The following is a 22,670-nucleotide window of genomic DNA, read 5'->3' as shown; positions in this document are numbered from 1 at the left end:
GGACTCACTTTCTTTGCTGCTGCAAAGAAAGTAAGCAAAGAAAGCAGCTTCCCACCGCCAAAGCTAACAAACCCTCACTCGCATAAAAACGGATTGGCGCTGGAGAGTAAGTGTCGCCCTCACGGTGGAACCGGGCATGGCTCGCGGACCCACTGTATCAACGCGCACTTCCTCTGAGTGGTATGCGCTCCGTTTGGCTCCGTCCTCGCTTCGCTCCGACGAGGGGTTTGCTGCAAACCCATTGCTTCGATTGCCTTTTGTCTTCTGCATGTTCTCACCACTTACCTTGATCCTGCTCAATGCACCCAGCGTCTGAGCGCGTAGCGCGAGGACGGATGTATGACTGCTGCACCTGTCCGGTGTACTTCGAGTTGTCACAGTGGGTCCGCGAGCCAAGCCCGGTTCCATCGTGAGGGCGACACTTACTCTCCAGCGCCAATCCCAATCAAACGCTAGTGATGGATTGTTAGCATTGGCGGTTGGAAGCTGCTTTCTTTGCTTACTTTCTTTGCAGCAGCAAAGAAAGTGAGTCCCGCCCCGGACAGGGGCAGAGTAAATAGACCGATGAGAAAGCAAGTTCCATAGAAGCCCAAGTGCATCAAACGGTTCAAGCGGCCCAAATCAACCCCAACCCCAACCCCAACCGCAGCAAAAAATAAACCGCTAAGGCTTTGGCAAGCCCCAAGTAGGTGCTATACGCCAAACGGCAAACGGCAAGGAATTCGGATCCAGTCGAACGTGCTGCCTGCGTCCCGTCCATTGAAACCGCTGTCCGGTAACCTGATCCTCGACGGCGACAGCATCCCATTCCTTCACGCCCCAACGTTCGAGCGTTGCCCAAGGCAAGTCCACGTCCGCGCCTTGCTCGTTGAACGGATCGAGATTGATCGCCACCAGCACGACGTTGTCCCCCGCCGCATTCGACTTCTCGAAGAACAGGATGTTTTCATTGTGCGCCGGCAGGAAGTTGATACCCAAGTGCGTCTGCAGCGCAGGATTCGCGCGACGAATGCGATTGAGCAACGTCACCTCGCCGACGATGTTGCCCGGCCGGTTCCAGTCCCACGCACGCAACTGGTACTTCTCGGAATCCAGATACTCCTCGCTGTTCGGCAACGCCGCCGCCTCGCAAAGCTCGAAGCCGCTATACACGCCCCACAAGCCTGAAAGCGTCGCGGCCAGCGCCGCACGAATCACAAACCCCGCACGCCCCGAGCGCTGCAAGAAGCGCGGATTGATGTCCGGCGTGTTCACGAAGAAGTTCGGACGGAAGAATTCCTTCGCGTCGGTCTGCGTCAGGTCGTGCATGTACTCGATGAAATCGCGCTTCGTCTCGCGCCACGTGAAGTACGTGTATGACTGCGAGAACCCGAGCTTCGCCAGCCGGTTCATCACGCGCGGCCGCGTGAACGCTTCGGCAAGGAACATCACGTCCGGATGACGCGCACGCACGTCGTTGATCGCCCATTCCCAGAACGGGAACGGTTTCGTATGCGGATTGTCGACGCGGAAAATCTTCACGCCCGCCGCGATCCAGAACAGGAACACGTCCCGCAGCGATACCCACAATTCAGGCTTCGCGTCCTTCGCATAGAAGTCGGGATTGACAATGTCCTGATACTTCTTCGGCGGATTCTCGGCGTAACGCAACGTGCCGTCGGGACGCCACGCGAACCACGTCGGATGCTCCTTCAGCCACGGATGGTCCGGCGAGCATTGCACCGCGAAATCGAGCGCGATCTCAAGACCGTGCGCGTGCGCGGCGTCGAGCATCTGGCGGAAATCCTCGAGCGTGCCGAGTTCCGGATGCACCGCCGTATGTCCGCCTTCCTTGCCGCCGATCGCATACGGGCTGCCCACATCGCCCGGTTGAGCCGTCAACGAGTTGTTCTTGCCCTTTCGATTCGCCATGCCGATCGGGTTGATCGGCGGGAAATACAGCACGTCGAAACCCATGTCGCGGATGCGCGGCATCTTGCCGATCACGTCGACGAAGGTGCCGTGGCGGTTCTCGTCGTCGCTCATCGAGCGCGGGAAGATCTCGTACCAGCTCGCGAACCGCGCGGCCGCGCGCTCGGCATCGACGCGATAGATCACCGGATCGCGCGACAGGAACGGCCGGTGCCGCGCGGCCGCGACCGCCTTTGCCGTGTCCTCGGCGAGCACGAGTTCGAGCTTACGCTCGGCATCCGCCTTCGTGAACTCCTTGACGATGCTATCGAGAGGTTCCTTCTCGGCCTCTTCGACCGTCTGCACTTCGGCCAGCATCAGCGCGAACAGATGCCGCGCTTCCTCGAGTTCGAGTTCGACCGTCTGCCCGGCCTTCAGCTTCTTCTGCATGTGATCGACGAGCGACGCGAAATCGTCGCGCCACGCCATCACGGTGAATTCGTGCCGCCCCACGCGATCGAGCGGGATCAGCGTCGTCCACAGGTCGTTGCCGAGCGGCAGGACGGGGACCATCGGCGCTTCGTGCCAGTCGGTTTCATCGGCGGCGCGCCACTGGACGGCCGCCGCGATCTTGTCGTGCCCTTCGGCGAAGATCGCCGCACGCACTTCGACTGCCTCGCCGACGATCCGCTTCGCCGGAAAGCGCCCGTGATCGACGGACGGCGTCACGCTTTCGATCGCGACGCGCGGATTCGTGATCGCCTCGGCGACCGACTTCTTGTCGGCGGTCTTCGCGCCGCGTTTGACCTGCGGCTGCGCGAGCAGCACGAACGGCTCGGCGCTCGCGCGGAACATGCGCGCTTCGCCCGCGCCGAGCGTGAATTCGGCGAGCGGGGCGGGCGTGGCTTTCGCATCGCCGAGCGGCGCGAAACGCGTGAAATTGCCCGGCACCGCTTCGAGCAGATGCAGCGGATCGACGCGCACCGGCGTCGCGAGATCGGGATTGATGACGACGAGCGCGGCGGCATTGGCGTTGCGCAGGTCCGGGCCGTTCGCGCGCACGAGCGCGGCGAAGTGCGTGCCGGCGCCCGTCAGCGAGCGCAGTTCGCCCGTGGTCGCGAGCGTGCCGGTATCGCGCTGCAAAGCGTTCGCCCGCGCGACATCCTTCGACAAATCGAAGCGCGCCTGGCTCTGCGCGCGGTCGTATTCAGCCGCCACCCCGTACTGGTACGACATCGGCAGGCCAACGCCGTACTCGAAGCCCATCGGCACGAGAATCCCCGTGCCGATCGCGGCGGCCGCGTACAGCGCGCGCTGGTACGCGCGCTCGACAAGCGCGGTGTCGCTGGTATCGGGCAAGTCGGACAGCAGGCGCGTGCCGAACGGCTCCTCGGGAAACGAAATCGGCGGCGCGACGCGCACGAGCGCCGCGTGCTCATCGGCGAGCCACGCGCTCTGGTAATCCCACCAGCGCGACGACGAAAACACGGCGTCGAAGCCCGCGTCGGTCAGGCCGTGCAGATCGTGCCGGCTGATGCCGACAGTCCACGCAAGCCAGCGCGTTTCCGGATGACGCTCGCGCACGGCCGCGCCGAGCCGACGCCAGACGTGCGCGGGCACCTTGTGCGGCGCGTCGAAGCGAAATCCGCCGATGCCCGCGTCGGCGAGCAGCAACAGCTCGCGCGCCCACCATTCGGTGAGGTGTTGCGCGGCCTCGGCGTCACCGAAATTCGCGTGCGCGACGTTTTCCTCGCGCGGCGCGTGGCGCGGATCGAGCCGCGCCTCGGCGCTTTCGAACGGGTGGAACCAGTGCTTGTTCTCGTGAAAGAGGCCGCCGTCGGCGCTCACGCGGTCGATCACGACATCGACGAGCAGCGTCAGGCCGTGCTTTTTCGCGGCATCGGCGAGCTTGGCGAGACCGGCCGCGGCCGGTTCATCGGATTCGAAGACGGGATGCAGCCGGTGATGATCGGAGACGGCCTGCCGGTGCCCGTTTGCGCCGGGCACGAACGGCGAGCCGATCAATATGTGGTCGAAACCCAGCGCGGCCGCGTGCTCGAAGTGAGCGGGCCATTTCGGGATGGGTCCGACGAGAAGCGGGTCGATGAAATAAATACGCGGCGCGTACGCATGATGGGCGGGATGGTTTTCCATCGTTCGTCTTTTCCAGAGTCGTCCTGCGGTGGCGGGGATGCGGGCAATCGACGCGATCACGCTCACGGGCGGCACATTCAGCCAATCCACATCGGATGGCTGCGGCAGACGAGCCTCAGACAACTGGAAGATCACCTTTCCGAGGTCACGAATGCGGCGCGCACCGCTTCCGGGCAATGCGCCATTCGGTGCGGCGCCAGGGTCGCACGGGGGGTAGCAGCATGTAGCGTGCCGCACCCGCCATGCGAACCGGCGGTTTTCTCGCGAGCCGCTTGTCGAGCGGCTTCTCTTGGGGTGCTTTCTGGTACTGCGGGGTGTTCAGGCTACTTCAGCGTGTGTGCTTCTTTCAAGCACTGCGCGCAACCCGTGGCGCTTCGGCGCCCGCGAAGGCAGGCTTCCTGGTCTCGACCACGCGCCGGGTCGTACCGAGCGCGCTCTTCGCCGGGCGTGCATCGGTCAGGCCCGTGTACAGATCGACGAAACGCGCGACGGCCTGGCCCCAGCCGTAGCCACGCGACATCGCGCTGCGTTGAAGTGTGCGCCATTGTTGGGGCCGCATGAAGGCATCGATTGCCCGGGTTGCGCCGGCGATCACATCATGAACCGTTTCGCCGTCGAAAAGGAAGCCGGTCGGCGCATCGTTTTGATGAAAAGTGTGATCGACGATCGTATCGGCCAAGCCGCCCACGCGCGAGGCAACCGGCAAGGTGCCGTAGCGCATCGCGTAGATTTGCGTGAGGCCGCAGGGCTCGAAACGGCTGCCGTGCAGCAGGATGTCGGCGCCCGCGTGCAGCGCGTGGGCGCGTCGCTCGTCGTAGCCGATATGCACGCCCACGCGATCCGGCCAGTCGAGCGCAAACCGCCGGAAACCGGCTTCGATATACGCCTCGCCCTTGCCGATCACCGCGATTTGCAGGCGAGGATGCCGCTCGAGCAGCGCTGGAATCGCTTCGATGACGACATCGGCCAGTTTCTGCCCCGTCATCCGGCTGCCGATCGCGATCAGCGGCGCGAACGGATCGGCGGGGAGGCCGAACATCTGCTGCAGCGCGCGCTTGCAGGCGTGCTTGCCGCGCATGTCGTCGAACGAATAGTGGCGCGCGATCAGCGGATCGGTCGCGGGATTCCACGTCTTTTCGTCGATGCCGTTGATCACGCCCGAGAGCTTGGCCGCGCAGCTTTGCAGCACCCCTTCCATCAAATGGCCGAAACGCGGCGTGAGGATTTCGCGGGCGTAGGTCTCGCTGACGGTTGTCACACGGTCGGCGTGGACGATGCCCGCTTTCATCAGACTCAACGCACCGTAGAACTCGATGCTCTCGGGGTTCGTCAGCGCGGGCACGAGCCATTCCGCCGGCACGCCGAGCGACGGTCCCAGCGCAAGCGAATAATTGCCCTGAAACGCAAGGTTGTGGATCGTGTAGACGCTCTTCGCCTTCACGCCCGCGCGCTTCATGAGCAGCGGCGTAAGGCCGGAATGCCAGTCGTGCGCGTGGACGATGTCCAGCTTCTTCACGCCGTGGATGCCTTGCGCGATCCGCACCGCCGCCGCCGACAGCGCCGCGAAGCGCACGGCGTTGTCCGTGTAGTCGCGGCCCTGCTCGTCCTGATAGAGGCCGTCGCGCGCGTAAAGCGCATCGGAGCGTACGAGCAGAAGCGGTACGCCGGTGTCCGGCATCCGGCCGCGCAGCAGTGCGGCGTCGCCGCCGGGCAGGCCCGGCAACGCGCAGACCTCGTGCAGCCCAACGGCTGCGGCGATCGCTTCCGGATAGGCGGGCATCAGGATGGTGGCATCGACGCCCGCCTCGCGCAGCGCGGCGGCATAGGCACTAACCATGTCGCCGAGGCCGCCGGTCTTGGCGAGCGGGACGGCTTCAGAGGCGACAAGCAGTACATTCAAGGACAAAATTCGGCTCCCGGAGCGAGAGAGGAAGCCCGTCGATGGCGTGTCCGGTTTGTTCCGGACCGCACGTTCGCGGCTCTTCTTCAGGTTGTTTTTATGCGGCCGCATAGGAAGAGCAAGGCGTATGCCACGCGTCGCCCAAAGTGCATTTGAAAGAGAAATTGCGGCGCTGCAATGCGCCCGCGCGAGTGCGTGTGAAACGGCGATCGTGCGGCGTGTAAAACTGATGCGGCGGAAGGCGCCTTTTTACACAGTGCCCGCTGCAAAGCTTATGAAGCCGATGTGACAGCTTGTTTAAGGTAGAAGGAAATCTCAGCTGCCGACAAGGCTCGCCGCGATGTTCACGCTCAGGCCGAGCACGGCGAGGTTGAAGAAGAACGACAGCACCGATTGCGCGAGCGCCGTGCGCCGCACTTCCCTGGAACGCAGCACGACGTCGGACGTCTGCGAGGCGACGGCGATAGTGAACGCGAAGTAGAGGAAATCCCAGTAATCGGGCAACAGATGACGATCGGGGAAGAGGAGGGCGGTGTCGTCGTCGTCGGATTGGTAGTAGTGGCGCGCGTAGTGGAGGGTGAACATCGTCGGGATCAGGAACCAGGCGCCGAGCATCGTCGCGCCGGTCAGCGTGTACTGCAGCACGGCTGCACCGATGCTCACGTGCTTTGGCCCCGCCAGCTCCAGCACGATCGCGACGATGCTCGCCAGCGCCGCCAGGCTCACGACGAGCAGCACGGTGGCGGCCGTTTCGTCCTCGCGCTCGGCGAGTTCCTGGACCTGCTGCTGATGCGCGCGCGCCATCTTGATCCAGATCAGGATCAGGTAGAGCCACACGGTGGTATCCCAGCCCAGAAGCACGCGCGCGATGTGCGACGCGTGGACCGGCGCGAGGAACCCGACAAGGATGCCGATCACGAGGGCGATCAGCGCGCGCGGTCGGTAGCGGAAGACAGTCGGAAGCGGAAACATGCGAGCCTTTGGGATTTCGATGCGCGCTGATTATTGACTACGAGCCTTTCAATCGCCTGCCGGGGGAACGCGCAATAACTGCCGCCTTGATGGGATTTTGTCGAGGACGATGCCCGCGTTTTACCCGCCGATGCCTTCGTTTGCGAGCCATTCCGCCCGCGCAAAAAAGTTGCGCTCAAATTGCGTTGCGAAAGAGAGCAAGCGCGCACATGCTTGACCTTTGCGGAGCTAAGATAATTCCCATGAATGCTCCTACTCATCCTGTCGTACTTCGACATCCGGCCAACCGTGCGGGTCGCGACTTCGTCGTCGGCGACATTCACGGCTGTGTCGATTCGTTGCGCTATCTCCTGCAGGAGATAGGCTTTGACGGCGCGCGCGACCGGCTTTTCTCCGTCGGCGATCTCGTCGATCGCGGCACGGACTCGCTCGCCGCCATCGATCTCATCGACAAACCGTGGTTCTTTCCGGTGCTCGGCAATCACGAGGACGCGCTGATCGCGGTCGCGTCCGGCCGGATGCGCCGCCAGGCGTGGTACGGAATCGGCGGCGCGTGGGCCGAAACCCTCGCCGACGATCAGCTCGCCGCGCTCGCCGCGCGACTGTCGGTGCTGCCGCTCGTGCGCATCGTCGGCGACGGCACCGAGCGCTTCAACGTGCTCCACGCCGAATTCTTCGGCACCGATGCCGACCTCGAAGTCGCCGAATTCGCGCCCGAAACGCGCAACACGCTGCTGTGGGGCCGCGGCCTCGCGCTCGGCAGCGCGGACCCTTCGCGTCAGCAGGGCTTGTCGCTCACGTACTGCGGCCACACGCCGACCAAGAACGTGAAAAGCATCGGCTCGCAGGTTTTCATCGATACCGGCGCGTTTTCGTCCGACGGACGGCTGACGATCGTCGAAGCCGGCACCGACCGGCGCTGGTCCGTGAAAGAACGCTGGGCGGCGTCGGAAGGCGCGCGGGAACTGACGCTGCCGTGATGCCGTTGCCATAGCGGCACGTCGCTTGCTTGTTTCGTCGGAAATCGAAACGGGACGGCGAGGCGCGCAGTGGCACAACACGACACATCGACCGGTAATGGCGGCCCGCAAGGCTGCCCCGAAGACCTTCCGCCCGGACTGCGCTACGTCGACGATTCGCGCCCCGGCTATACGCGCCAGTGGATCGACGGCGCTTTCGCCTACTTCAACACTCAAGGCAAACGCATCGACGACGCCGCGGAAATCCGCCGCGTGAACGCTCTCGCGATCCCGCCAGCCTACATCGACGTCTGGATCTGCCCCGATTCGCGCGGACATCTGCAGGCGACCGGCCGCGATGCGCGCGGCCGCAAGCAATATCGCTATCACCCGCAATGGCGCGAGACGCGCGACGCCACCAAGTACGAGCGCATGCTCGCGTTCGGCGCCGTGCTGCCGAAGCTGCGCGCCCGCGTGACGCGCGATCTCACCCTCGACGGCATGCCGCGCGACAAGGTGCTCGCGACCGTCGTCCGGCTGCTCGATACGACGCTGATCCGCGTCGGCAGCGAGGAATACGCGCGCGAGAATCGCTCTTATGGGCTGACCACGCTGCGTAAGAAACATCTGAAGATGACGGCCGGCACGCTGCGATTCCAGTTTCGCGGCAAGAGCGGCATCGAGCACGACGTATCGGTGAACGATGCGCGCGTCGCGAAAATCGTCAAGCGCTGCATGGATCTCGCGGGACAGGATCTCTTCCAGTACCTCGACGCCGACGGCGCGCGTCATTCGGTCAGTTCATCCGACATCAACGACTATCTGCGCGAAATCACCGGCGCAGATTTCACCGCGAAGGATTACCGCACTTGGGCGGGCAGCGTGTTCGCGCTGGCGTCGCTGCGGCGGCTGACGTGGGAAACCGTCACGGAGGCGAGGAAGCACGTCGTCGGGACGATCAAGGAGGTGTCGCAACTGCTGCGCAATACGCCCGCCGTGTGCCGCAAGTGCTACGTGCATCCGGCGGTGATCGAGGCGTTCGAGGCGGGCGCGCTCGCGGATGCGATGCCCGCGTCGCGCCGCCACGGCCTGAAAGCCGACGAAGCCGCACTCGCGATCTTTCTCGAAAAGGACGCGAAGCGCCGGGCGCGTGAAGCGGTGCGCAAGAGCAGGAACGGTGCGGCGGCGACGGATATGCAACTGACCGGTCTCCTCGCCAAGTCGAGCCGGAAGGCGCGCGCGGGGGCGCTGAAGGGGAGCGGGAAGGATGTCGCGGCGCAGGCTCTGGAAAGCGCCGCGCGCAAGAGCGCGCCGAAGGCGGCGCGGCCGGCGACGAAAAAGCTGGCGCGTACCCGGTCGCCGACCGCGCTGGCGATTGGGTGAGCGCGCTTCAGCCGACCTGATTCATCTCCAGCACGTAGTCGATCGTCTCGCCGTTCCAGTTGTATTCGAGATGCGCTGCATGGCGGCAATCGCGCAGCAGCATCGTGCGGAACGCGGCGAGACATTCCCCCTCGGCATCCCGCACCGACGGATACGCGATTCCCCACGCTCCCGCCTTGCGCGCCGCGCGGCCGATCGCCTTGCCGGGGCCGTAATCGTCGGGATCGAGGATGCGCGGGTCCAGCGACGCTTCCGCCAGCAACGCCCCGCGCAGATCCACCACATCGCCGTGCGCCATCACCGTGTACAAACGCATCTGCTGCCGCAGTGGCGCTTCGTTCGTCGCGGCGAGAAAGAGCGCCGAGTGATAGCGCGTCTCCGCGATCGCCGTCCGCCGCTCGCGCGCGCAATAGAACACGCCGTAGCTGCCGTCGGAGAAACGGCTACCGCTCGGGTTCAGGTGCGTGAACGCCGCCATGATCGGGCCGCAGCCCGCGCCGAAACAGCGCTCCTCGGCCGGCACGAGATCCAGTTCGCCGACTTCGTTGCGCAGGCGGTCGTTGGTCATCGCTTCGAGCGCGTAAAGCGCCTCGAAGTCGTCCGGTGACGCGACGCGGTCGAACAGGTTCACGGCGGGAAAACGAGTGGGAATCACACGATACGCGGGCGACCAGTCGAGTTTGCTGTGCGGCCAGAGCTCGCGCCAGGTGTTTGCAGCATTCCTTTCTGTCACGCCCATCCGCCTCGCATGGCATCGAGATATTGCCGGACGGCGACGAGATCGCTGACATTGCCCGCCAGCATGCGGTCGAGCGCCGTGCGTCCGCCAAACGGCGGGGCGCTGTTCGCGCGCTTGACCCAGGTATCGGCGGCTTCGGGTTGGGGCAGAAGAATCTGAAGCGCCTTGTAGATGCCGAGAATCAGCGATAGTCGCTCGAGCGTGTCGCGGCCGAGGCGCGCGGTATGCGGCTGCGCTTTCCACTTGAAAAACGTGGAGCGGCCCGGCTCACCGAGGAGGATGATCTGCTCGTCGGCGGAGAGCGACCAGTCGCGCGCGATGTTGAAGAAAGCGCGCAACCCGGCCGCCGATAGGTCACCGATGCCGGGCGCGAGACGCGGCGCCTCTTCGGGAGCCGCTGAAGTTACACGGGCGGCGTTGTTCATGTCGATTAGTCTCCAGTGGAACTTGATTTTTATAATAGTCCATATCTGGATTCGGTCAAGCGATTTGTCAAGCGGATAGGGTCAATCGTTATCCGCAGGGCCATAGCGCTTGCCGGGGATGTGGGTCCGAAGCACGTCGGCGATCTGCGAGGTCGTGCAATCGGCCGGAACGACGCGGCGCTGGATGCACGGATCGTTCTTCAGAACCCATTCGACGAGCCGATACGGCGGCCCGAACGGCTGGTCGAAGGGCGCGGAGACGCGGCATTCGCGCAGCGTCAGCGCATGCTGGGACTTCATCTCCGATGCGAGATTCCTTACCAATGCCTTGGCAGACATGACTGTCCTCACTCACGTTGGGACCGCCGACCCGGCGTCGGCGGCAGATTTTGTTGACATGAGTGTGGCGAGCGAGAATTAAGCGCGACTTAAATCGATCGGACGGAAACGTTTGGCATTTTTGCGACGGTTTTTTGAGCGCGCTTTTCCGCTACCTGCTTTCACTGTATATTCATACAGTCCAATTGCAAGAAGAAGCACATCGGAGGCACATCGAATGATGAATGCTCGCAATGGTTCCTCGGAGGCGGCCGCGCTCGAACGCTTCATGCGCGCGACGCGAGCGGTATCGGCGGCATTCGACGCCACGCGCGGCGAGCCGGTCTTCCAACGCGGCTCGAAGTCGGTGGCTCGGGCGCTTGCCAGGCTCGACGCGGCGCTGCAGGAACTGGAAACCTCGGAACAAACGCTTGACGCTATACTCTCGCGCGCTGTCGATCACTAAATTCATGGAGCGACTGTCTTGAAGCCTGTATTCCTCACTGTTTTGCTGTTGGTGGCATCGTCGACGGCGTTTTCGGCCGAACGCTACACCGAAGTCTGGAATCCGCCGGAAGCAAGCGCCGCTTCGAAGAGCAAGGCGAAGGCGCGCAATGTCGTGCCGGTGCAGGCCAAGAAGAAGCGCAAGAACGTGACGACGGTGAAGAAAGTCGCCGATAAGACTTCAGTAGCGCAGACGCCTGCCTTGCCGCGCGTGAAGCAGGCACCGAAGCCGAATCCGGCTGTCGATCCGATCCCGCAATTGCCGCGCAAGATCGGGCCGGATGGGCTGGTGATGCGCGTGGGTTATCCGGCGCGATAAAAAGGCTGATCAAAATGAAGAAGGGCGCTCGAATGAGCGCCCTTCTTGTATGTGGAAAGCCGGGGGTCCGCCCATCCGTAGATAGCTGCCGACGCTGATCCCGACCTATTGGCGCGCGATTATAGCGTCGCGCGCGCGGAGCATCAAAACGCCGACTTGACCACCCCTCCATCGACCCTCAGCGCCGCCCCGTTCGTTGCCGACGACGCCTCCGAGCACACATACACCACCATGTTCGCGACCTCTTCCGTCGTCGCGAAGCGCTTGATCAGCGAACTCGCCCGCGCCGTCTCGAAAAACTCCTTCTCGAACTCCGCGAACGACTTCCCGCCGCCCATCTTCCGCGCCATTTCCTCGACGCCATCGGAATGCGTCGGCCCCGGCAGCACCGCGTTGACCGTCACGCCGGTTCCCGCGCAACTCTCGGCGAGTCCACGCGACAACCCGAGCTGCGCCGTCTTCGTCACGCCGTAGTGAATCATCTCGACCGGAATCTGGATGCCGCTCTCGCTGCTGATGAACACCACGCGCCCCCAGTTCTTCTCCTTCATCTTCGGCAGATACGCGCGCGAAAGCCGCACGCCCGACATCACGTTCGTCTCGAAAAAGTGTTGCCAGTCCTCGTCGGGGATCTCGTCGAACGGTTTCGGATCGAAGATGCCGAGGTTGTTCACGAGCACGTCGACCGCCGGATAGCGCGCGACGATCGCGTCCACCTGCTCGCGCTCCGCAAGGTTGCCGGCGAAACCCTCGGCCTTCGCGCCAGGCACCTGCTCGCGCAGTTTCGCGAGCGCATCGTCGACGGAGGCCTGCGTGCGGCCGTTCACGATCACGCGCGCGCCTTCGCGCGCGAGGCTCACCGCGATCGCGTGGCCGATCCCCTTCGTCGATCCGGATACGAGTGCGAGCTTGTTGTCGAGGTGCAAGTCCATCGGTGGGTCTCCCAAAAAAAACGGTTGACGGGCCAGAGGGCAGCCCGTCAACCGAGTCGTATCGAACGGGCCAAGATCAGAAACTTAGCACCGTTCAAATCAAAACGCAGATAGCGTCAGAGTGTTCTTATAAACGTCCCATGAGCAGCAGCACGATCACCACGACCAGCACGACACCGAGGATACCGCTCGGCCCATAGCCCCAGCTGCGGCTATGCGGCCACGACGGAATGGCCCCGACGAGCATCAGGATCAGGATGATCAGCAAGATGGTTCCGATCGTCATTTCGACTTCTCCTTATTCAAAGATCGCAGGATTTGGCGGGCACTGCGCGCACGTCGGACAACGGCGCGTCACGCGGCGGATGTCCCGCCGCCGCGATTCCCTTGGTGGATTGCGATCGACACTAGGCTTTCAGCAAAGTGCGTGCCACTTATGCGAAGGCCTTGCGCCATAAGGAGTCTGGACCGCGCCACGACCGACGCAGTCACGTCGCAAACGAGTGCGGTCGGAAAAAGTTGCACACTCGTCCGCGCGTTTTTGTAAGCGCGCTTCAGAAGATGCCGCGGAACGCCCAGAAGAGGCCGCCCGCCAGCGCGATCGAGACCGGCAGCGTCAGAATCCACGCGAGCGCGAGGCTGCGCACCGTGCGCCATTGCAGCCCGGAGCCGTTGGCGGCCATCGTCCCCGCGACGCCCGACGACAGCACGTGCGTCGTACTTACCGGCAGGCCGTAGACGTCGGCGGCGCCGATCGTCAGCATCGCGACGAGTTCCGCCGATGCGCCTTGTCCATACGTCAGATGCGTCTTGCCGATGCGCTCGCCGACCGTCACCACGATGCGCTTCCAGCCGACCATCGTCCCGAGGCCAAGCGCGACGGCGACCGCCACCTTCACCCACGTCGGGATGAACTTGGTCGCGTGGTCGAGCTGATGCTTGTAGTTTTCAAGGACGGCGACGTCGACGGCCGCGAACGCGGGCGATTTCTGCTTTTCCATCAGGCGCAGCGCCTCGGACACGATGTACATGTTGTTGCGCACGTTGTTGACGATGCCCTGCGGCAGCGCCGAGATTGAGCCGTTCGGGCGCACCTGCGAATCGATGAGATCGACCACCTGTTTCACCGCGACGACCGTATTCGGCGCGAGCGTCTTCGTCTGCACGTAATGCTGGACGTCGGCGCGCGGATCGGCGACGGGCGCCGCGCCGTTGCTGTAGCGCTGCAGCGTTTCCGACGCGTGGTGGCTGACCGACAGGAACGTCTGCGTTTCGCCGGTGGTTACGGCCTTGTTAAGCGCGTAGGCGGTCGGCACCGTACCGATCAGGATCAGCATGATGAGACCCATACCCTTCTGGCCGTCATTGGAGCCGTGCGCGAACGACACGCCCGTGCACGTCAGGATCAGCAGGCAGCGGATCCAGAACGGCGGCGGCGTGTTCTTTTCCGGCTCCTTGTAGAGCGCGGGAATCTTCACGACGAGCTTGAGCACGTAGAGCAAAAAGCCCGCGGCCACGAAGCCGATCAACGGCGAAAACAGCAGCGACTTGCCGACCGAAAGCGCCTGGCTCCAGTCGACGCCCGACGTGCCGTTGGTCCCGTGCAACATCTGGTTCATCAATCCGACCCCGATCACCGAACCGATCAGCGTATGGGAACTCGAAGAAGGAAGGCCGAGGGCCCACGTGCCAAGATTCCAGATGATTGCGGCGATGAGGAGCGCGAAGACCATCGCGAAGCCCTGCGACGACCCGACGCCGATGATCAGCTCGACGGGCAACAATTGCAGGATGCCGAACGCGACGGCGCCGCTCGAAACCAGGACGCCGATGAAGTTCCAGGCACCGGACCAGACGACCGCGAGATTCGGCGTGAGCGAGTGCGTGTAGATGACCGTGGCGACCGCGTTGGCGGTATCGTGGAAACCGTTGACGAATTCGAAACCGAGCGCGATCAGGAGCGCAACGCCGAGCAGCACGTACGGCATAACCGACGACTGCTGCACGGATTCGAGATCGCTCAGCAGGTGCGTGACGCAGTAAATCGCGCCCGCCACGATAACGATGACGAAGAGCAGCAGCGCGAGCCGCTGACCGGGCGAGCGGCCTGCTCTTGATTGTGGAAAGGCGAGATCAGTCATGATGCGTCCTTGATTGGGCGTGGCGAGGTAGGCTGAACTGCTGACGATCCAGCATGGTTGCATGCGCTTTGTGTCGCTTTGATGACCGCACGCCGTGCCCGAAATCGTCTGATCTGACGCGGGGCGGCGTGCGTAACGTGCGAGGGATTTATGACGGCTTGGGTGGAACTGGCGCTGGGCTCGCAGGAAAAGACGTTCGACCAACTGGCGAGGGCGGTGGCGGCGCTGCCGTCGTTCGCGGAGGTCGAGGCGGCGCGCTCGCGTGCCGTCCTGCAGGAACTCGAAAGCGACGCACACGGCTGGTGTCTCTGGATCGAGACGCAGGACGGCGCGGGCACGCTGCACGCGGTCGAAATCCTGGCGCCTGTGCTGCCGGGCCTCACGCGCTGCCGCAAGTTCGCGCGGCCCGCCCCGGGCGACGTCTCCGCCACGCTCGACGAACTCGCCGACTCCGGCCACGCGCTCTCGGCGCTCAAGGGCATCGCGCTGGACGCCGGCCCTGCACGCGAATCGCGGCGCATCGAATGGCGCATCGGCGACGTGCTGGCCACGCTTGCCGCGCAAGACGACGAACGCCCGACGCTATGCCTGTCCGCCCCCGGCGACGATGAAACCGTGCTCGATGCCGTGTTCCGCCTGGCGCGCGAAGCGGTAGATGCCGCGCCGTTCTCTCTGCTGGCCGTCGGCGACGAATCGCCCGAAGCGCCGGAAGTCCATGCATCGAAGATCGATTTGCCGCTGGAATCGACGGCCCGCGAGGCGTTTGTGACTATCGCGGCATCGATCGCGATGCACTGGTTCGGCAACGACGCCGGCGCGCGCCATTCGCTCGAAGTCGAACGCGTGCATCAGTTGCGCGTCGCGCAGCGGCGGCTGAAGACGCTGCTCAAGCTTTTCCCCGACGACGTCGACGCCGTATGGAACGAAACCATCGCGCCCGATCTGAAATGGTTCGGCGAATTGCTAGGCGACGCCCGCGACTGGGACGTTTTCACGGATACCACGCTTCCAGCCTATGCCGCCGCGGACGCGGGCGGCCCGTCGTGGCAGGCCGTGATCGACGCCGCAGACGCCAAGCGCCACGCCGCGCGCACGAGGCTCGCCCATGCGCTGCACGCGAAGCGCTATGCGCGGCTTTCGCTTGCGTTCATCGAATGGCTGGCGCGAATCGGGCTGCGTCCGGACGACGCGCCCGTCGCGCTCGCCGACTTTGCGAAGAAACGAATCCGCAAGAATTACCGGAAAATCGTCAACGTGCCTGACCTGACGACGCTCGACGTACGCACGCGGCATCGCGTGCGAATTCATGCGAAGCGGCTGCGCTATGCGCTCGAATTCCTGCGCTCGCTGACGACGCGGCAAGCGCGCGGTGACACAGCGAAAAAGCTGTCGCGACTGCAGACCGTGCTCGGCGAAGGTAACGACGCCGCGGTGGCCGCCGAGCGTCTCTCGGCGCTCCCCGAGGCCAGCGACTACCAGCGCGGCTTCGCGCGCGCGTGGGCGGCGGTATCGGAGCATAAGGATGCGGAGGAGGGCGAGCGCATTCTGCGATCGATCGAAAAACCGCGTCTCAAAAAAACGGGGGCGCACGAATGAAGGATGAATCGCTCGACGTCGACGGGTCCGTGTGGCTGCGAAGCGGCGAGCAGACGCTCGGCGGCGCGGCACGCATCGGCCTCCTGGCGGCGATCCGCGAGACAGGATCCATCACAGGCGCGGCGAAAGCGGTCGGCATGAGCTACAAGGCGGCGTGGGACGCCATCGACGCGATGAACAATCTCGCCGGCGAGCCGCTCGTCGTGCGCGCGAGCGGCGGCAAGGGCGGCGGTGGCACGACGCTGACGCCCGCGGCGCTGCGTCTCATCGATACGTTTCGCGCCATCGAGCGCGAGCATCGCAAGTTTCTGGAGCAGGCGGGCGCGGCAATCGACGGATTTGCCGAAAACTGGCCGTTGATCGGGAGAATCGGCATGAAGACGAGCGCGCGCAACCAACTGGCGGGAAAGGTGACGAGAGTCACGCGCGGCTCAGTCAACGACGAGGTGGAACTCGCGTTGCCGGGCGGCCAATCGATCGTCGCGGTCGTCACGCATGAGAGCGCGGAGGTGCTTGGACTCACGCCCGGGCGCGACGCGGTGGCGCTGATCAAGGCGTCGTGGGTCATGCTGATGGCCGACGAACCGGTGCGGATCTCGGCGCGCAATCAGCTGAAGGGCACCATCGAGCGCGTGACGCGCGGGGCGGTGAATGCGGAGGTATCGCTCGCGATCGGCGGGTCGAGCACGATCACGGCGATCATTACTAATCAGAGCGTCGATGCGCTCGGACTTGCGCCGGGGGAAACTGCGGTAGCGGTCATCAAGGGATCGAGCGTGATTCTCGGCGTGGACGACTAGGAACTGCTCCAACGACTCTGGCGAAGCAAGCCTTCGATCGGCCGCCGCGACAGGCAAACGGCTTGCGCCTTCAGGCGTCTGCAGCGCGGGGCACGACGACCTCGGTACGCCGCATCGGCGCGTCGTAGCGCCCCGCTTTCCAGCGCGCGCGCACGTACGGCCGCTCGTGGCCCGACAACTGCAGCGCGATCTGTGTGATCCACTGATGGCTCGGCACCGGCACGCCGTGCAGCGTGATCGCCACCACCGCGAGGCTCGTCGCGACCGGCGCCGGCGACAGCCGTCCAGCCTCCGCGCGCCAGGCCATCCGCGCGAACCCGACCGCGACCACGGCACCAAGCGCACAACCGGCAATCACCTCCGACGCCGAATGCGCACCCAGCACAACGCGCGACACTCCGACGACGATCCCCGCCACGAGCCCAATCGACACGCCGGCCGCGCGCCATGCACCGCGCGTGGGCACAAACGCGACGAAGAGCGCCACGGGAAGCACCGCGGTCGCGACCATCGCGTGCCCGCTGATGCCGGTGAAATCCCAGCCGCGCACGCCCATGCCCCATCCGATGAACGCGATCTTGCTGAGAAACACGAGCCCGACTGCGCCCGCGAGCAGTCCGAGCCAGCCAAGCGCGTAACGGCGCGGATAGCCCAGCGCGAGCCACAAGGCGACGGCGAGCGCGAGCGGAGTCATCACGCCGACACTGCCGAGCGCGGTAATCGAAGACCAGAGCGAAGGGGAAAAAATAGGCATCGAATTTTTTTTAGCAGGTGGAACGATGGTTGCTGCAACGCGGAAGCCAAGCCCGCGACCGGGCGGCGCAACGAACGTTATTTGTAGGCTTATTAAGAGTATACCCGTACAAGATATTGCTGAATTTTACCGTCCGGCTGCGGTGTTCGTGCGGCTAAAATGCATCAAGTTCGTCTAAAGTCGGATTAAATACATGATCAGACGGAAATAGGTAGGTTTTTAAACATCCTATTACACACATGCCGTCGCGATCGATGTTATTGTGCATCGCAACAACTTCCGCTGCGCGCCCCCCGTCGCGCCGGATCAAACTGCATGCTGTGGAGGTCCCATTCGATGCCCAAAAGTCTCACCAATCTCTGGCTGCGCGGACTGCGCCGCCTGATTGCCGGTCAGCCCGAACCGGCTCGTGCGCCCAAGCCGCGCTCGCCCGCCAAGCAAAAGCGCGCTGCGACCGTCCAGAAGGCGAAAGCCCCGACACCGATCAAGGCCGCACCGCCGCCGCGCATCGCTGTGCGTTCTCCGGTGCGCGAGTCGCGCGTGCGTCCCCGCGCTTCGGCCTGGGCGGGTGGCAAATGGGAACGCTCGTTCCATTCCGCGCCCCCGACGGCCGGCCGCTTCGTCAATCACATGTCGTACGCGCTGTATCTTCCGCCGGGCGTGGCGCTCGGGCGTATGCCTCTGGTGGTGATGCTGCACGGCTGTAAGCAAAACGCCGACGAATTCGCCCAAGGCACGCGCCTCAATCTGCTCGCCGACCGCTACGGCTTTGCCGTTCTTTACCCCGAGCAGTCCAAGCATGACCACGCGCACCGTTGCTGGCGCTGGTATGACGATGCGAGCAACGCGGGCGGCGGCGAGGCGGCATCGGTCGTGTCGCTGGTGCAGTCGGTGGTCGCGGAGCATCGGCTGGATAGCGAGCGCGTCTATGTCGGGGGGATGTCGGCGGGCGCGGGGCTCGCTGCGCTGCTCGCGATCCGCTACCCGTCGGTGTTCGCGGCGGTCGGCCTGCACTCGGGCGTCGTATTCGGCGAGGCGCGCTCGGCTATCGCCGCGATGGACGTGATGCGCCGTGGCAGCCGCAGCGACCCGGTCGCGCTGATCGACGCCAGCGTCAACGTGCGCGCCTTTCCGGGAATGCCGGCCGTCATCGTGCATGGCGAGCTCGATTCCGTCGTTTCGGCGACGAACGCCGAGCAACTGACCACGCAATTCCTGCGGCTGAACGGCTTTATCGATGCCGCTGGCGCGCGGCGTGCAGGCGAAACGCGAGAAGAAAAGCAGCCGGACGGCGTCGTGCGCGACTTCGTGAAGAGCGGACGCCGCGTCGTGAAGACCTGCATCGTGCGCGGGCTCGGCCATTCGTGGGCCGGCGGCGACGATACAGTCGCATTCCATTCGTCAAAGGGGCCGGATTCGTCGGCGCTGATGTGGGAGTTCTTCAAGCATCAGCGGCGCGTCGAGCGGCACTCCGTCAACGACGAACTGCTTGCCTGACGGCCATCGGACGTTTCATATGTCGCAAAAAAGTCTTTAGGATCAAAGTTCTATAGATGCACACTGGTGTTTTGCTAGGGATTACCCTATAATCGATTCTGTCATAGGTAAATACCCTAATCTTTCGAGGCCCTACCATGTATCTGCTCAGCCGCCTTTTCCTGTTCCTGACGAAGTCTCCCGACCAGCGCGATCGTGAACGCGACGACGCTTACCTCGCCGAAGCCACTGACATCTACGATCTCGAATATCGTATGAAGAATCTGGATCGCCGTGGTTCGAAGCGTCATCCGTCGTGGCTCGCTCAGTAAGAGCGGGGCGCCGTAGAAGGCGCAGCGCGCAACAACCGCGCGCAAGCAGCAAACACAAATGCCGGCTTCCCAGCCGGCATTTGCTTTTTGACGCCCGGGTTGTGCTCGGGCGTTGATGCTTCAGACGAGTTTCACGCGAACGTCGACGTTGCCGCGCGTAGCGTTCGAGTACGGGCAGACCTGGTGCGCGGCATCGACGAGTTGTTGCGCTTCGCCAGCCGGCAGGCCCGGCAGGGTGACGCGCAGTTCGATGTCGAGCTTGAAGCCGCCGTTGTCGTTCGGGCCGACGCCGACGTCAGCGGTGACGGTCGTATCGGCGGGGATGATGCGCTTTTGCTGGCCCGCGACGAACTTCATTGCGCTCAAAAAACACGCCGAATAGCCAGCGGCGAACAGTTGTTCCGGGTTCGTGCCCGGTGCGCCCGTGCCGCCGAGTTCCTTCGGCGCGCTCAGTTTCACGTCGAGTTGCTGATCCAACGATACCGCCCGGCCGTCGCGGCCGCCGTTGCTCGTTGCCGTTGCCTTGTAGAGGATGCTCATTTGGATTCTCCTGGGTGTTGAGTTGTGAAGCGCCAACCACGGGTTGAAATATATCGCGCTAATCATTAGTGCGCAAAATAAATTATTATGATCGGCGCGTTTGATTCCGTCTATCAGGCACCGATGTATTCGTTCAGCGACGCGCGCAGTTGTACCAACGAATCGCGCAGCTTAATCAGGCGGTCGGCATCGCTGCCGGCCGCGCAGTAGATCTCGCCGGGAATCGCGCGCGCTGACTGCTTCAGTTCGCGACCGGTGTCGGTCAAGCGGATATGAACCTGCCGCTCGTCCTCGACGCCGCGCAGCCGTTCAACGTAACCCTGCGCCTCGAGACGCTTGAGGAGCGGCGTCATCGTCGCGGAATCGAGGCTCAGGCGCGCCGCCATTTCCTTGACGGTGAGGTCGTCGCTTTCCCACAGGACGAGCATCGCGAGGTATTGCGGATAGGTCAGCCCGAGATTTTCGAGCAGCGGCTTGTACGCCTTCGTCATCGCGAGCGATGTGGAATAGAGTGCGAAACAGAGTTGCTGATCGAGTTCGAGCGGAAAATTCTGCGGCGTGTTCATGGCGGAAGCCCAAAGCGCGAGTGGCCGATAGCGCTAGTGTACGGAATTCCTTCGCGCACGAATGAAACCGATCGCGGAAATGAAAACGGGCGCTACGAGGCGCCCGGAATCCAGCATTCGACCGCGTCAGACGCCCGGCGTTGCAGTCGGAATATCCGGCGTATCGGGCGATTGCACGCCGAAACAGCCGCGATAGGTGGCGTAGAACGAGCAGTAAAGCGCGGTCGTGACGAGAATCGATGCGGGCATCAGCACCGCGAGCGCCACTTCCTGTCCCGCGCCAAGCGCCTGCATCAGCGCGGTCAGCCCGAACGACACCGTGATCGCGATTGCGATCCACAGTACGCCGTAGAAGATGAACGCGCCGCGATTGCGCCAGCAGCCGACGAAGCTAAAAAAGAGCGCTTTTGCGGGCGGCACGTCGTGCCACGCGACGAGGATCGGCGCGAACCAGAAGAGCATCGCGACGGGCAGGTAGCCCGCCATCGCGACGAGCACGGCCAGCGGGCTGAAGCTGGCCGCGACGGTCTCCGGGTCACCGGTCGGGCCGCTGCCGAGCATCATCGAGAGCAGGATGCCGCCGTCGACGAGCGCCGATAGCGCGAAAATCGCCCCCATCGCGAGGACATACAGCGCGCCGAGCACCAGCAGCCGCCGCGAGACGACGCTGCCATAGGAGCGAAAGCCGTCGACGAGGACGGTCGGCCAGACGGGCTTGCCCGCGATCGTGTTGCGGCACGCGGCCATGAAACCGACGGCGACGCCCGGAATCAGCACCAGCGGCAGGAACGGGCCGATCAGCGGAATGCGCGAAATCAGCGTCATGATGAACAGATATGCGAAGAACACCGTGAGAAACGCAAGCGGATTGCGTCTGAACAGCCAGATTCCCTGGCGGAACCACACGTAACCGGTTTTGGCGGGGACTTCGATCAGTTGCATAAATTGGCTTACCGGGTGGCGGAAGGAGCAGCGGCTTTGACGCGCTCGCACAGAATGCGTTCGAAATGGCCCGGGTCGTGCGGCTTGAGCATTTCGGCCTCGCGCGGACGGTGGAAGTCGTACAGGCGCGACACCCAGAAGCGCAACGCGCCGGCGCGCAGCATGTCGTTCCAGTGGCGCTCTTCGGCCGGCGTGAACGGCCGCACCGTCTGATAGGCGCGCAGCATCGCGTCGACGCGTGCGCGGTCGAGCACGCCCGTCTCGAGGTCGATGCACCAGTCGTTCACGCAGACGGCGACGTCGAAGAGCCACTTGTCGACGCCGGCGAAATAGAAGTCGAAGAAGCCGCCAAGGCGCGCGTGGTCCGCCGTGTGCGAGAAGAGTACGTTGTCGCGGAAGAGGTCGCAGTGGCACGGGCCTTCGGGCAACGACGCGTAATCGGCTGAGCCGAAGAACGCTGACTGATGCGCGAGTTCGTCTTCGATCAGCGCGCGCTGGCTGTCGGTGAGGAAAGGCAGGATCGCGGGCACGTTCTCCTGCCACCACGCGAGACTGCGCAGGTTGTGCTGATGCTGCCCGAAGTCGCGCCCGGCGAGATGAAGGCGCGCGAGCATCTGGCCGACTTCGATGCAGTGCGCGGGCGTCGGCGCGAGTTCGGGCGCGCCTTCGAGCTTCGTCACGATGGTCGCGGGCTTGCCGTTCAACTCGGCGAAGAGCGAGCCGTCGCGGCGCGGCATCGGATCGGGAACCGGCACGCGATGCGACGCGAGATGCCGCATCAGGTCGAGGTAGAACGGCAGTTGCTCGGCCGTGAGCTTCTCGAAGATCGTGAGGACGTACTGGCCGTGCGTCGTGGTCAGAAAGAAGTTGCTGTTTTCAATGCCCGACTGGATGCCGCGAAATTCGACGACGTCGCCGAGATCGTAGTTTTGCAGCCAGTCTTCGAGCTGGGAAGCGGTGACAGGAGTGAATACGGCCATGCGGGGAACGTCGGTCGGGTTGGACGGCTGGCGCGCTCTGAACGCAGC

22 protein-coding genes are annotated in these 22,670 nt (G+C 64.0%); 8 read left to right on the top strand and 14 right to left on the bottom strand.

The window, feature by feature from the left end:
• Positions 1 to 663: 663 nt before the first annotated feature.
• From AWB67_RS17215 to AWB67_RS17205, 3 genes are all read right to left on the bottom strand, one after another.
• Positions 664 to 4,044, bottom strand: a complete 3,381-nt coding sequence (locus AWB67_RS17215; RefSeq protein ID WP_087657455.1) for a maltotransferase domain-containing protein — start codon at positions 4,042 to 4,044, stop codon at positions 664 to 666.
• A 346-nt stretch (positions 4,045 to 4,390) separates the two neighbouring features.
• Positions 4,391 to 5,950 (bottom strand): glycogen synthase GlgA, encoded by a 1,560-nt coding sequence (gene glgA / locus AWB67_RS17210; protein WP_087657473.1) that lies wholly within the window; start codon positions 5,948 to 5,950, stop codon positions 4,391 to 4,393.
• 309 nt (positions 5,951 to 6,259) lie between these two features.
• Positions 6,260 to 6,916: a DUF1345 domain-containing protein gene (locus AWB67_RS17205; RefSeq protein ID WP_087657454.1), complete on the bottom strand. Its 657-nt coding sequence runs from the start codon at positions 6,914 to 6,916 to the stop codon at positions 6,260 to 6,262.
• Positions 6,917 to 7,158: 242 nt separating this feature from the next.
• Between AWB67_RS17205 and AWB67_RS17200 the strand changes: the two genes are divergently transcribed.
• Together AWB67_RS17200 and AWB67_RS17195 are read left to right on the top strand one after the other, a co-directional pair.
• Entirely contained in the window at positions 7,159 to 7,896 is a 738-nt protein-coding gene (locus AWB67_RS17200; RefSeq protein ID WP_087657453.1) for a metallophosphoesterase, read from the top strand.
• A 69-nt stretch (positions 7,897 to 7,965) separates the two neighbouring features.
• Positions 7,966 to 9,258 carry a DNA topoisomerase IB gene (locus tag AWB67_RS17195; RefSeq protein WP_087657452.1) on the top strand — a complete coding sequence of 431 codons (1,293 nt, stop codon included), beginning with the start codon at positions 7,966 to 7,968 and terminating at the stop codon, positions 9,256 to 9,258.
• 7 nt (positions 9,259 to 9,265) lie between these two features.
• Here the strand turns inward: AWB67_RS17195 and AWB67_RS17190 are convergent, their stop codons facing one another.
• The 3 genes from AWB67_RS17190 to AWB67_RS17180 form a co-directional block, all read right to left on the bottom strand.
• The gene (locus tag AWB67_RS17190) at positions 9,266 to 9,997 is read right to left on the bottom strand and encodes an RES family NAD+ phosphorylase (RefSeq protein WP_087657451.1); all 732 of its coding nucleotides are present in this window, start codon (positions 9,995 to 9,997) and stop codon (positions 9,266 to 9,268) included.
• Positions 9,988 to 10,422 (bottom strand): MbcA/ParS/Xre antitoxin family protein, encoded by a 435-nt coding sequence (locus tag AWB67_RS17185; RefSeq protein ID WP_087657450.1) that lies wholly within the window; start codon positions 10,420 to 10,422, stop codon positions 9,988 to 9,990. Before AWB67_RS17185 ends, AWB67_RS17190 begins: the two co-directional genes overlap by 10 nt.
• Before the next feature lie 81 nt (positions 10,423 to 10,503).
• Positions 10,504 to 10,761: a DUF2866 domain-containing protein gene (locus AWB67_RS17180; protein WP_087657449.1), complete on the bottom strand. Its 258-nt coding sequence runs from the start codon at positions 10,759 to 10,761 to the stop codon at positions 10,504 to 10,506.
• A 217-nt stretch (positions 10,762 to 10,978) separates the two neighbouring features.
• Between AWB67_RS17180 and AWB67_RS17175 the strand changes: the two genes are divergently transcribed.
• Both AWB67_RS17175 and AWB67_RS17170 read left to right on the top strand, forming a co-directional pair.
• Positions 10,979 to 11,206 (top strand): hypothetical protein, encoded by a 228-nt coding sequence (locus tag AWB67_RS17175; RefSeq protein ID WP_235025201.1) that lies wholly within the window; start codon positions 10,979 to 10,981, stop codon positions 11,204 to 11,206.
• 18 nt (positions 11,207 to 11,224) lie between these two features.
• Entirely contained in the window at positions 11,225 to 11,563 is a 339-nt protein-coding gene (locus AWB67_RS17170; protein ID WP_087657447.1) for a hypothetical protein, read from the top strand.
• A 143-nt stretch (positions 11,564 to 11,706) separates the two neighbouring features.
• On the opposite strand, the gene AWB67_RS17165 is transcribed toward AWB67_RS17170, so the two are convergent.
• The 3 genes from AWB67_RS17165 to AWB67_RS17155 form a co-directional block, all read right to left on the bottom strand.
• Positions 11,707 to 12,495 carry an SDR family NAD(P)-dependent oxidoreductase gene (locus tag AWB67_RS17165; protein WP_087657446.1) on the bottom strand — a complete coding sequence of 263 codons (789 nt, stop codon included), beginning with the start codon at positions 12,493 to 12,495 and terminating at the stop codon, positions 11,707 to 11,709.
• A 127-nt stretch (positions 12,496 to 12,622) separates the two neighbouring features.
• Positions 12,623 to 12,781 (bottom strand): DUF3309 family protein, encoded by a 159-nt coding sequence (locus AWB67_RS17160; RefSeq protein WP_087657445.1) that lies wholly within the window; start codon positions 12,779 to 12,781, stop codon positions 12,623 to 12,625.
• 268 nt (positions 12,782 to 13,049) lie between these two features.
• Positions 13,050 to 14,636 carry an inorganic phosphate transporter gene (locus AWB67_RS17155; protein ID WP_087657444.1) on the bottom strand — a complete coding sequence of 529 codons (1,587 nt, stop codon included), beginning with the start codon at positions 14,634 to 14,636 and terminating at the stop codon, positions 13,050 to 13,052.
• Positions 14,637 to 14,786: 150 nt separating this feature from the next.
• Between AWB67_RS17155 and AWB67_RS17150 the strand changes: the two genes are divergently transcribed.
• Both AWB67_RS17150 and AWB67_RS17145 read left to right on the top strand, forming a co-directional pair.
• Positions 14,787 to 16,232: a CHAD domain-containing protein gene (locus AWB67_RS17150; protein ID WP_087657443.1), complete on the top strand. Its 1,446-nt coding sequence runs from the start codon at positions 14,787 to 14,789 to the stop codon at positions 16,230 to 16,232.
• On the top strand, positions 16,229 to 17,032 hold the full coding sequence (locus AWB67_RS17145) for a TOBE domain-containing protein (protein ID WP_087657442.1): 804 nt from the start codon (positions 16,229 to 16,231) through the stop codon (positions 17,030 to 17,032). The genes AWB67_RS17150 and AWB67_RS17145 overlap by 4 nt, the downstream gene beginning before the upstream one ends.
• A 70-nt stretch (positions 17,033 to 17,102) precedes the next feature.
• Here AWB67_RS17145 and AWB67_RS17140 read toward each other — a convergent pair whose 3' ends face one another.
• Positions 17,103 to 17,786 carry a phosphatase PAP2 family protein gene (locus AWB67_RS17140; RefSeq protein ID WP_087657441.1) on the bottom strand — a complete coding sequence of 228 codons (684 nt, stop codon included), beginning with the start codon at positions 17,784 to 17,786 and terminating at the stop codon, positions 17,103 to 17,105.
• A 336-nt stretch (positions 17,787 to 18,122) separates the two neighbouring features.
• On the opposite strand from AWB67_RS17140, the gene AWB67_RS17135 reads away from it, so the two are divergent.
• Both AWB67_RS17135 and AWB67_RS17130 read left to right on the top strand, forming a co-directional pair.
• Positions 18,123 to 19,283 carry an extracellular catalytic domain type 1 short-chain-length polyhydroxyalkanoate depolymerase gene (locus tag AWB67_RS17135; RefSeq protein WP_087657440.1) on the top strand — a complete coding sequence of 387 codons (1,161 nt, stop codon included), beginning with the start codon at positions 18,123 to 18,125 and terminating at the stop codon, positions 19,281 to 19,283.
• 137 nt (positions 19,284 to 19,420) lie between these two features.
• A complete protein-coding gene (locus AWB67_RS17130) occupies positions 19,421 to 19,594 on the top strand; it encodes a DUF3563 family protein (protein WP_087657439.1) in 174 nt (57 codons plus the stop codon).
• Positions 19,595 to 19,714: 120 nt separating this feature from the next.
• Here AWB67_RS17130 and AWB67_RS17125 read toward each other — a convergent pair whose 3' ends face one another.
• The 4 genes from AWB67_RS17125 to AWB67_RS17110 all read right to left on the bottom strand — a co-directional run bounded on the left by AWB67_RS17125 (position 19,715) and on the right by AWB67_RS17110 (position 22,622).
• Positions 19,715 to 20,134 (bottom strand): organic hydroperoxide resistance protein, encoded by a 420-nt coding sequence (locus AWB67_RS17125; RefSeq protein WP_087657438.1) that lies wholly within the window; start codon positions 20,132 to 20,134, stop codon positions 19,715 to 19,717.
• A gap of 113 nt (positions 20,135 to 20,247) precedes the next feature.
• On the bottom strand, positions 20,248 to 20,700 hold the full coding sequence (locus AWB67_RS17120; protein ID WP_087657437.1) for a MarR family winged helix-turn-helix transcriptional regulator: 453 nt from the start codon (positions 20,698 to 20,700) through the stop codon (positions 20,248 to 20,250).
• 126 nt (positions 20,701 to 20,826) lie between these two features.
• Positions 20,827 to 21,642, bottom strand: coding sequence for a BPSS1780 family membrane protein (locus AWB67_RS17115; protein WP_087657436.1), 816 nt, complete (start codon positions 21,640 to 21,642; stop codon positions 20,827 to 20,829).
• 8 nt (positions 21,643 to 21,650) lie between these two features.
• A complete protein-coding gene (locus AWB67_RS17110) occupies positions 21,651 to 22,622 on the bottom strand; it encodes a homoserine kinase (protein WP_087657435.1) in 972 nt (323 codons plus the stop codon).
• Positions 22,623 to 22,670: the final 48 nt, after the last annotated feature.

It is taken from the genome of Caballeronia terrestris (assembly GCF_001544515.1).
GTDB lineage: Bacteria > Pseudomonadota > Gammaproteobacteria > Burkholderiales > Burkholderiaceae > Caballeronia > Caballeronia terrestris.
This window is presented reverse-complemented; position numbering and strand designations above follow the sequence as displayed.

Bases quoted from the DNA above. Each gene is read 5' to 3' on its own strand.
- AWB67_RS17130 (WP_087657439.1), top strand. From the start codon at position 19,421: ATGTATCTGCTCAGCCGCCTTTTCCTGTTCCTGACGAAGTCTCCCGAC.
- AWB67_RS17160 (WP_087657445.1), bottom strand. From the start codon at position 12,781: ATGACGATCGGAACCATCTTGCTGATCATCCTGATCCTGATGCTCGTC.
- AWB67_RS17205 (WP_087657454.1), bottom strand. From the start codon at position 6,916: ATGTTTCCGCTTCCGACTGTCTTCCGCTACCGACCGCGCGCGCTGATC.
- AWB67_RS17185 (WP_087657450.1), bottom strand. From the start codon at position 10,422: ATGAACAACGCCGCCCGTGTAACTTCAGCGGCTCCCGAAGAGGCGCCG.
- AWB67_RS17145 (WP_087657442.1), top strand. From the start codon at position 16,229: ATGAAGGATGAATCGCTCGACGTCGACGGGTCCGTGTGGCTGCGAAGC.
- AWB67_RS17190 (WP_087657451.1), bottom strand. From the start codon at position 9,997: ATGGGCGTGACAGAAAGGAATGCTGCAAACACCTGGCGCGAGCTCTGG.
- AWB67_RS17150 (WP_087657443.1), top strand. From the start codon at position 14,787: ATGACGGCTTGGGTGGAACTGGCGCTGGGCTCGCAGGAAAAGACGTTC.
- AWB67_RS17165 (WP_087657446.1), bottom strand. From the start codon at position 12,495: ATGGACTTGCACCTCGACAACAAGCTCGCACTCGTATCCGGATCGACG.
- AWB67_RS17115 (WP_087657436.1), bottom strand. From the start codon at position 21,642: ATGCAACTGATCGAAGTCCCCGCCAAAACCGGTTACGTGTGGTTCCGC.
- AWB67_RS17200 (WP_087657453.1), top strand. From the start codon at position 7,159: ATGAATGCTCCTACTCATCCTGTCGTACTTCGACATCCGGCCAACCGT.
- AWB67_RS17180 (WP_087657449.1), bottom strand. From the start codon at position 10,761: ATGTCTGCCAAGGCATTGGTAAGGAATCTCGCATCGGAGATGAAGTCC.
- AWB67_RS17120 (WP_087657437.1), bottom strand. From the start codon at position 20,700: ATGAACACGCCGCAGAATTTTCCGCTCGAACTCGATCAGCAACTCTGT.
- AWB67_RS17135 (WP_087657440.1), top strand. From the start codon at position 18,123: ATGCCCAAAAGTCTCACCAATCTCTGGCTGCGCGGACTGCGCCGCCTG.
- AWB67_RS17175 (WP_235025201.1), top strand. From the start codon at position 10,979: ATGATGAATGCTCGCAATGGTTCCTCGGAGGCGGCCGCGCTCGAACGC.
- AWB67_RS17215 (WP_087657455.1), bottom strand. From the start codon at position 4,044: ATGGAAAACCATCCCGCCCATCATGCGTACGCGCCGCGTATTTATTTC.
- AWB67_RS17155 (WP_087657444.1), bottom strand. From the start codon at position 14,636: ATGACTGATCTCGCCTTTCCACAATCAAGAGCAGGCCGCTCGCCCGGT.
- AWB67_RS17110 (WP_087657435.1), bottom strand. From the start codon at position 22,622: ATGGCCGTATTCACTCCTGTCACCGCTTCCCAGCTCGAAGACTGGCTG.
- AWB67_RS17125 (WP_087657438.1), bottom strand. From the start codon at position 20,134: ATGAGCATCCTCTACAAGGCAACGGCAACGAGCAACGGCGGCCGCGAC.
- AWB67_RS17140 (WP_087657441.1), bottom strand. From the start codon at position 17,786: ATGCCTATTTTTTCCCCTTCGCTCTGGTCTTCGATTACCGCGCTCGGC.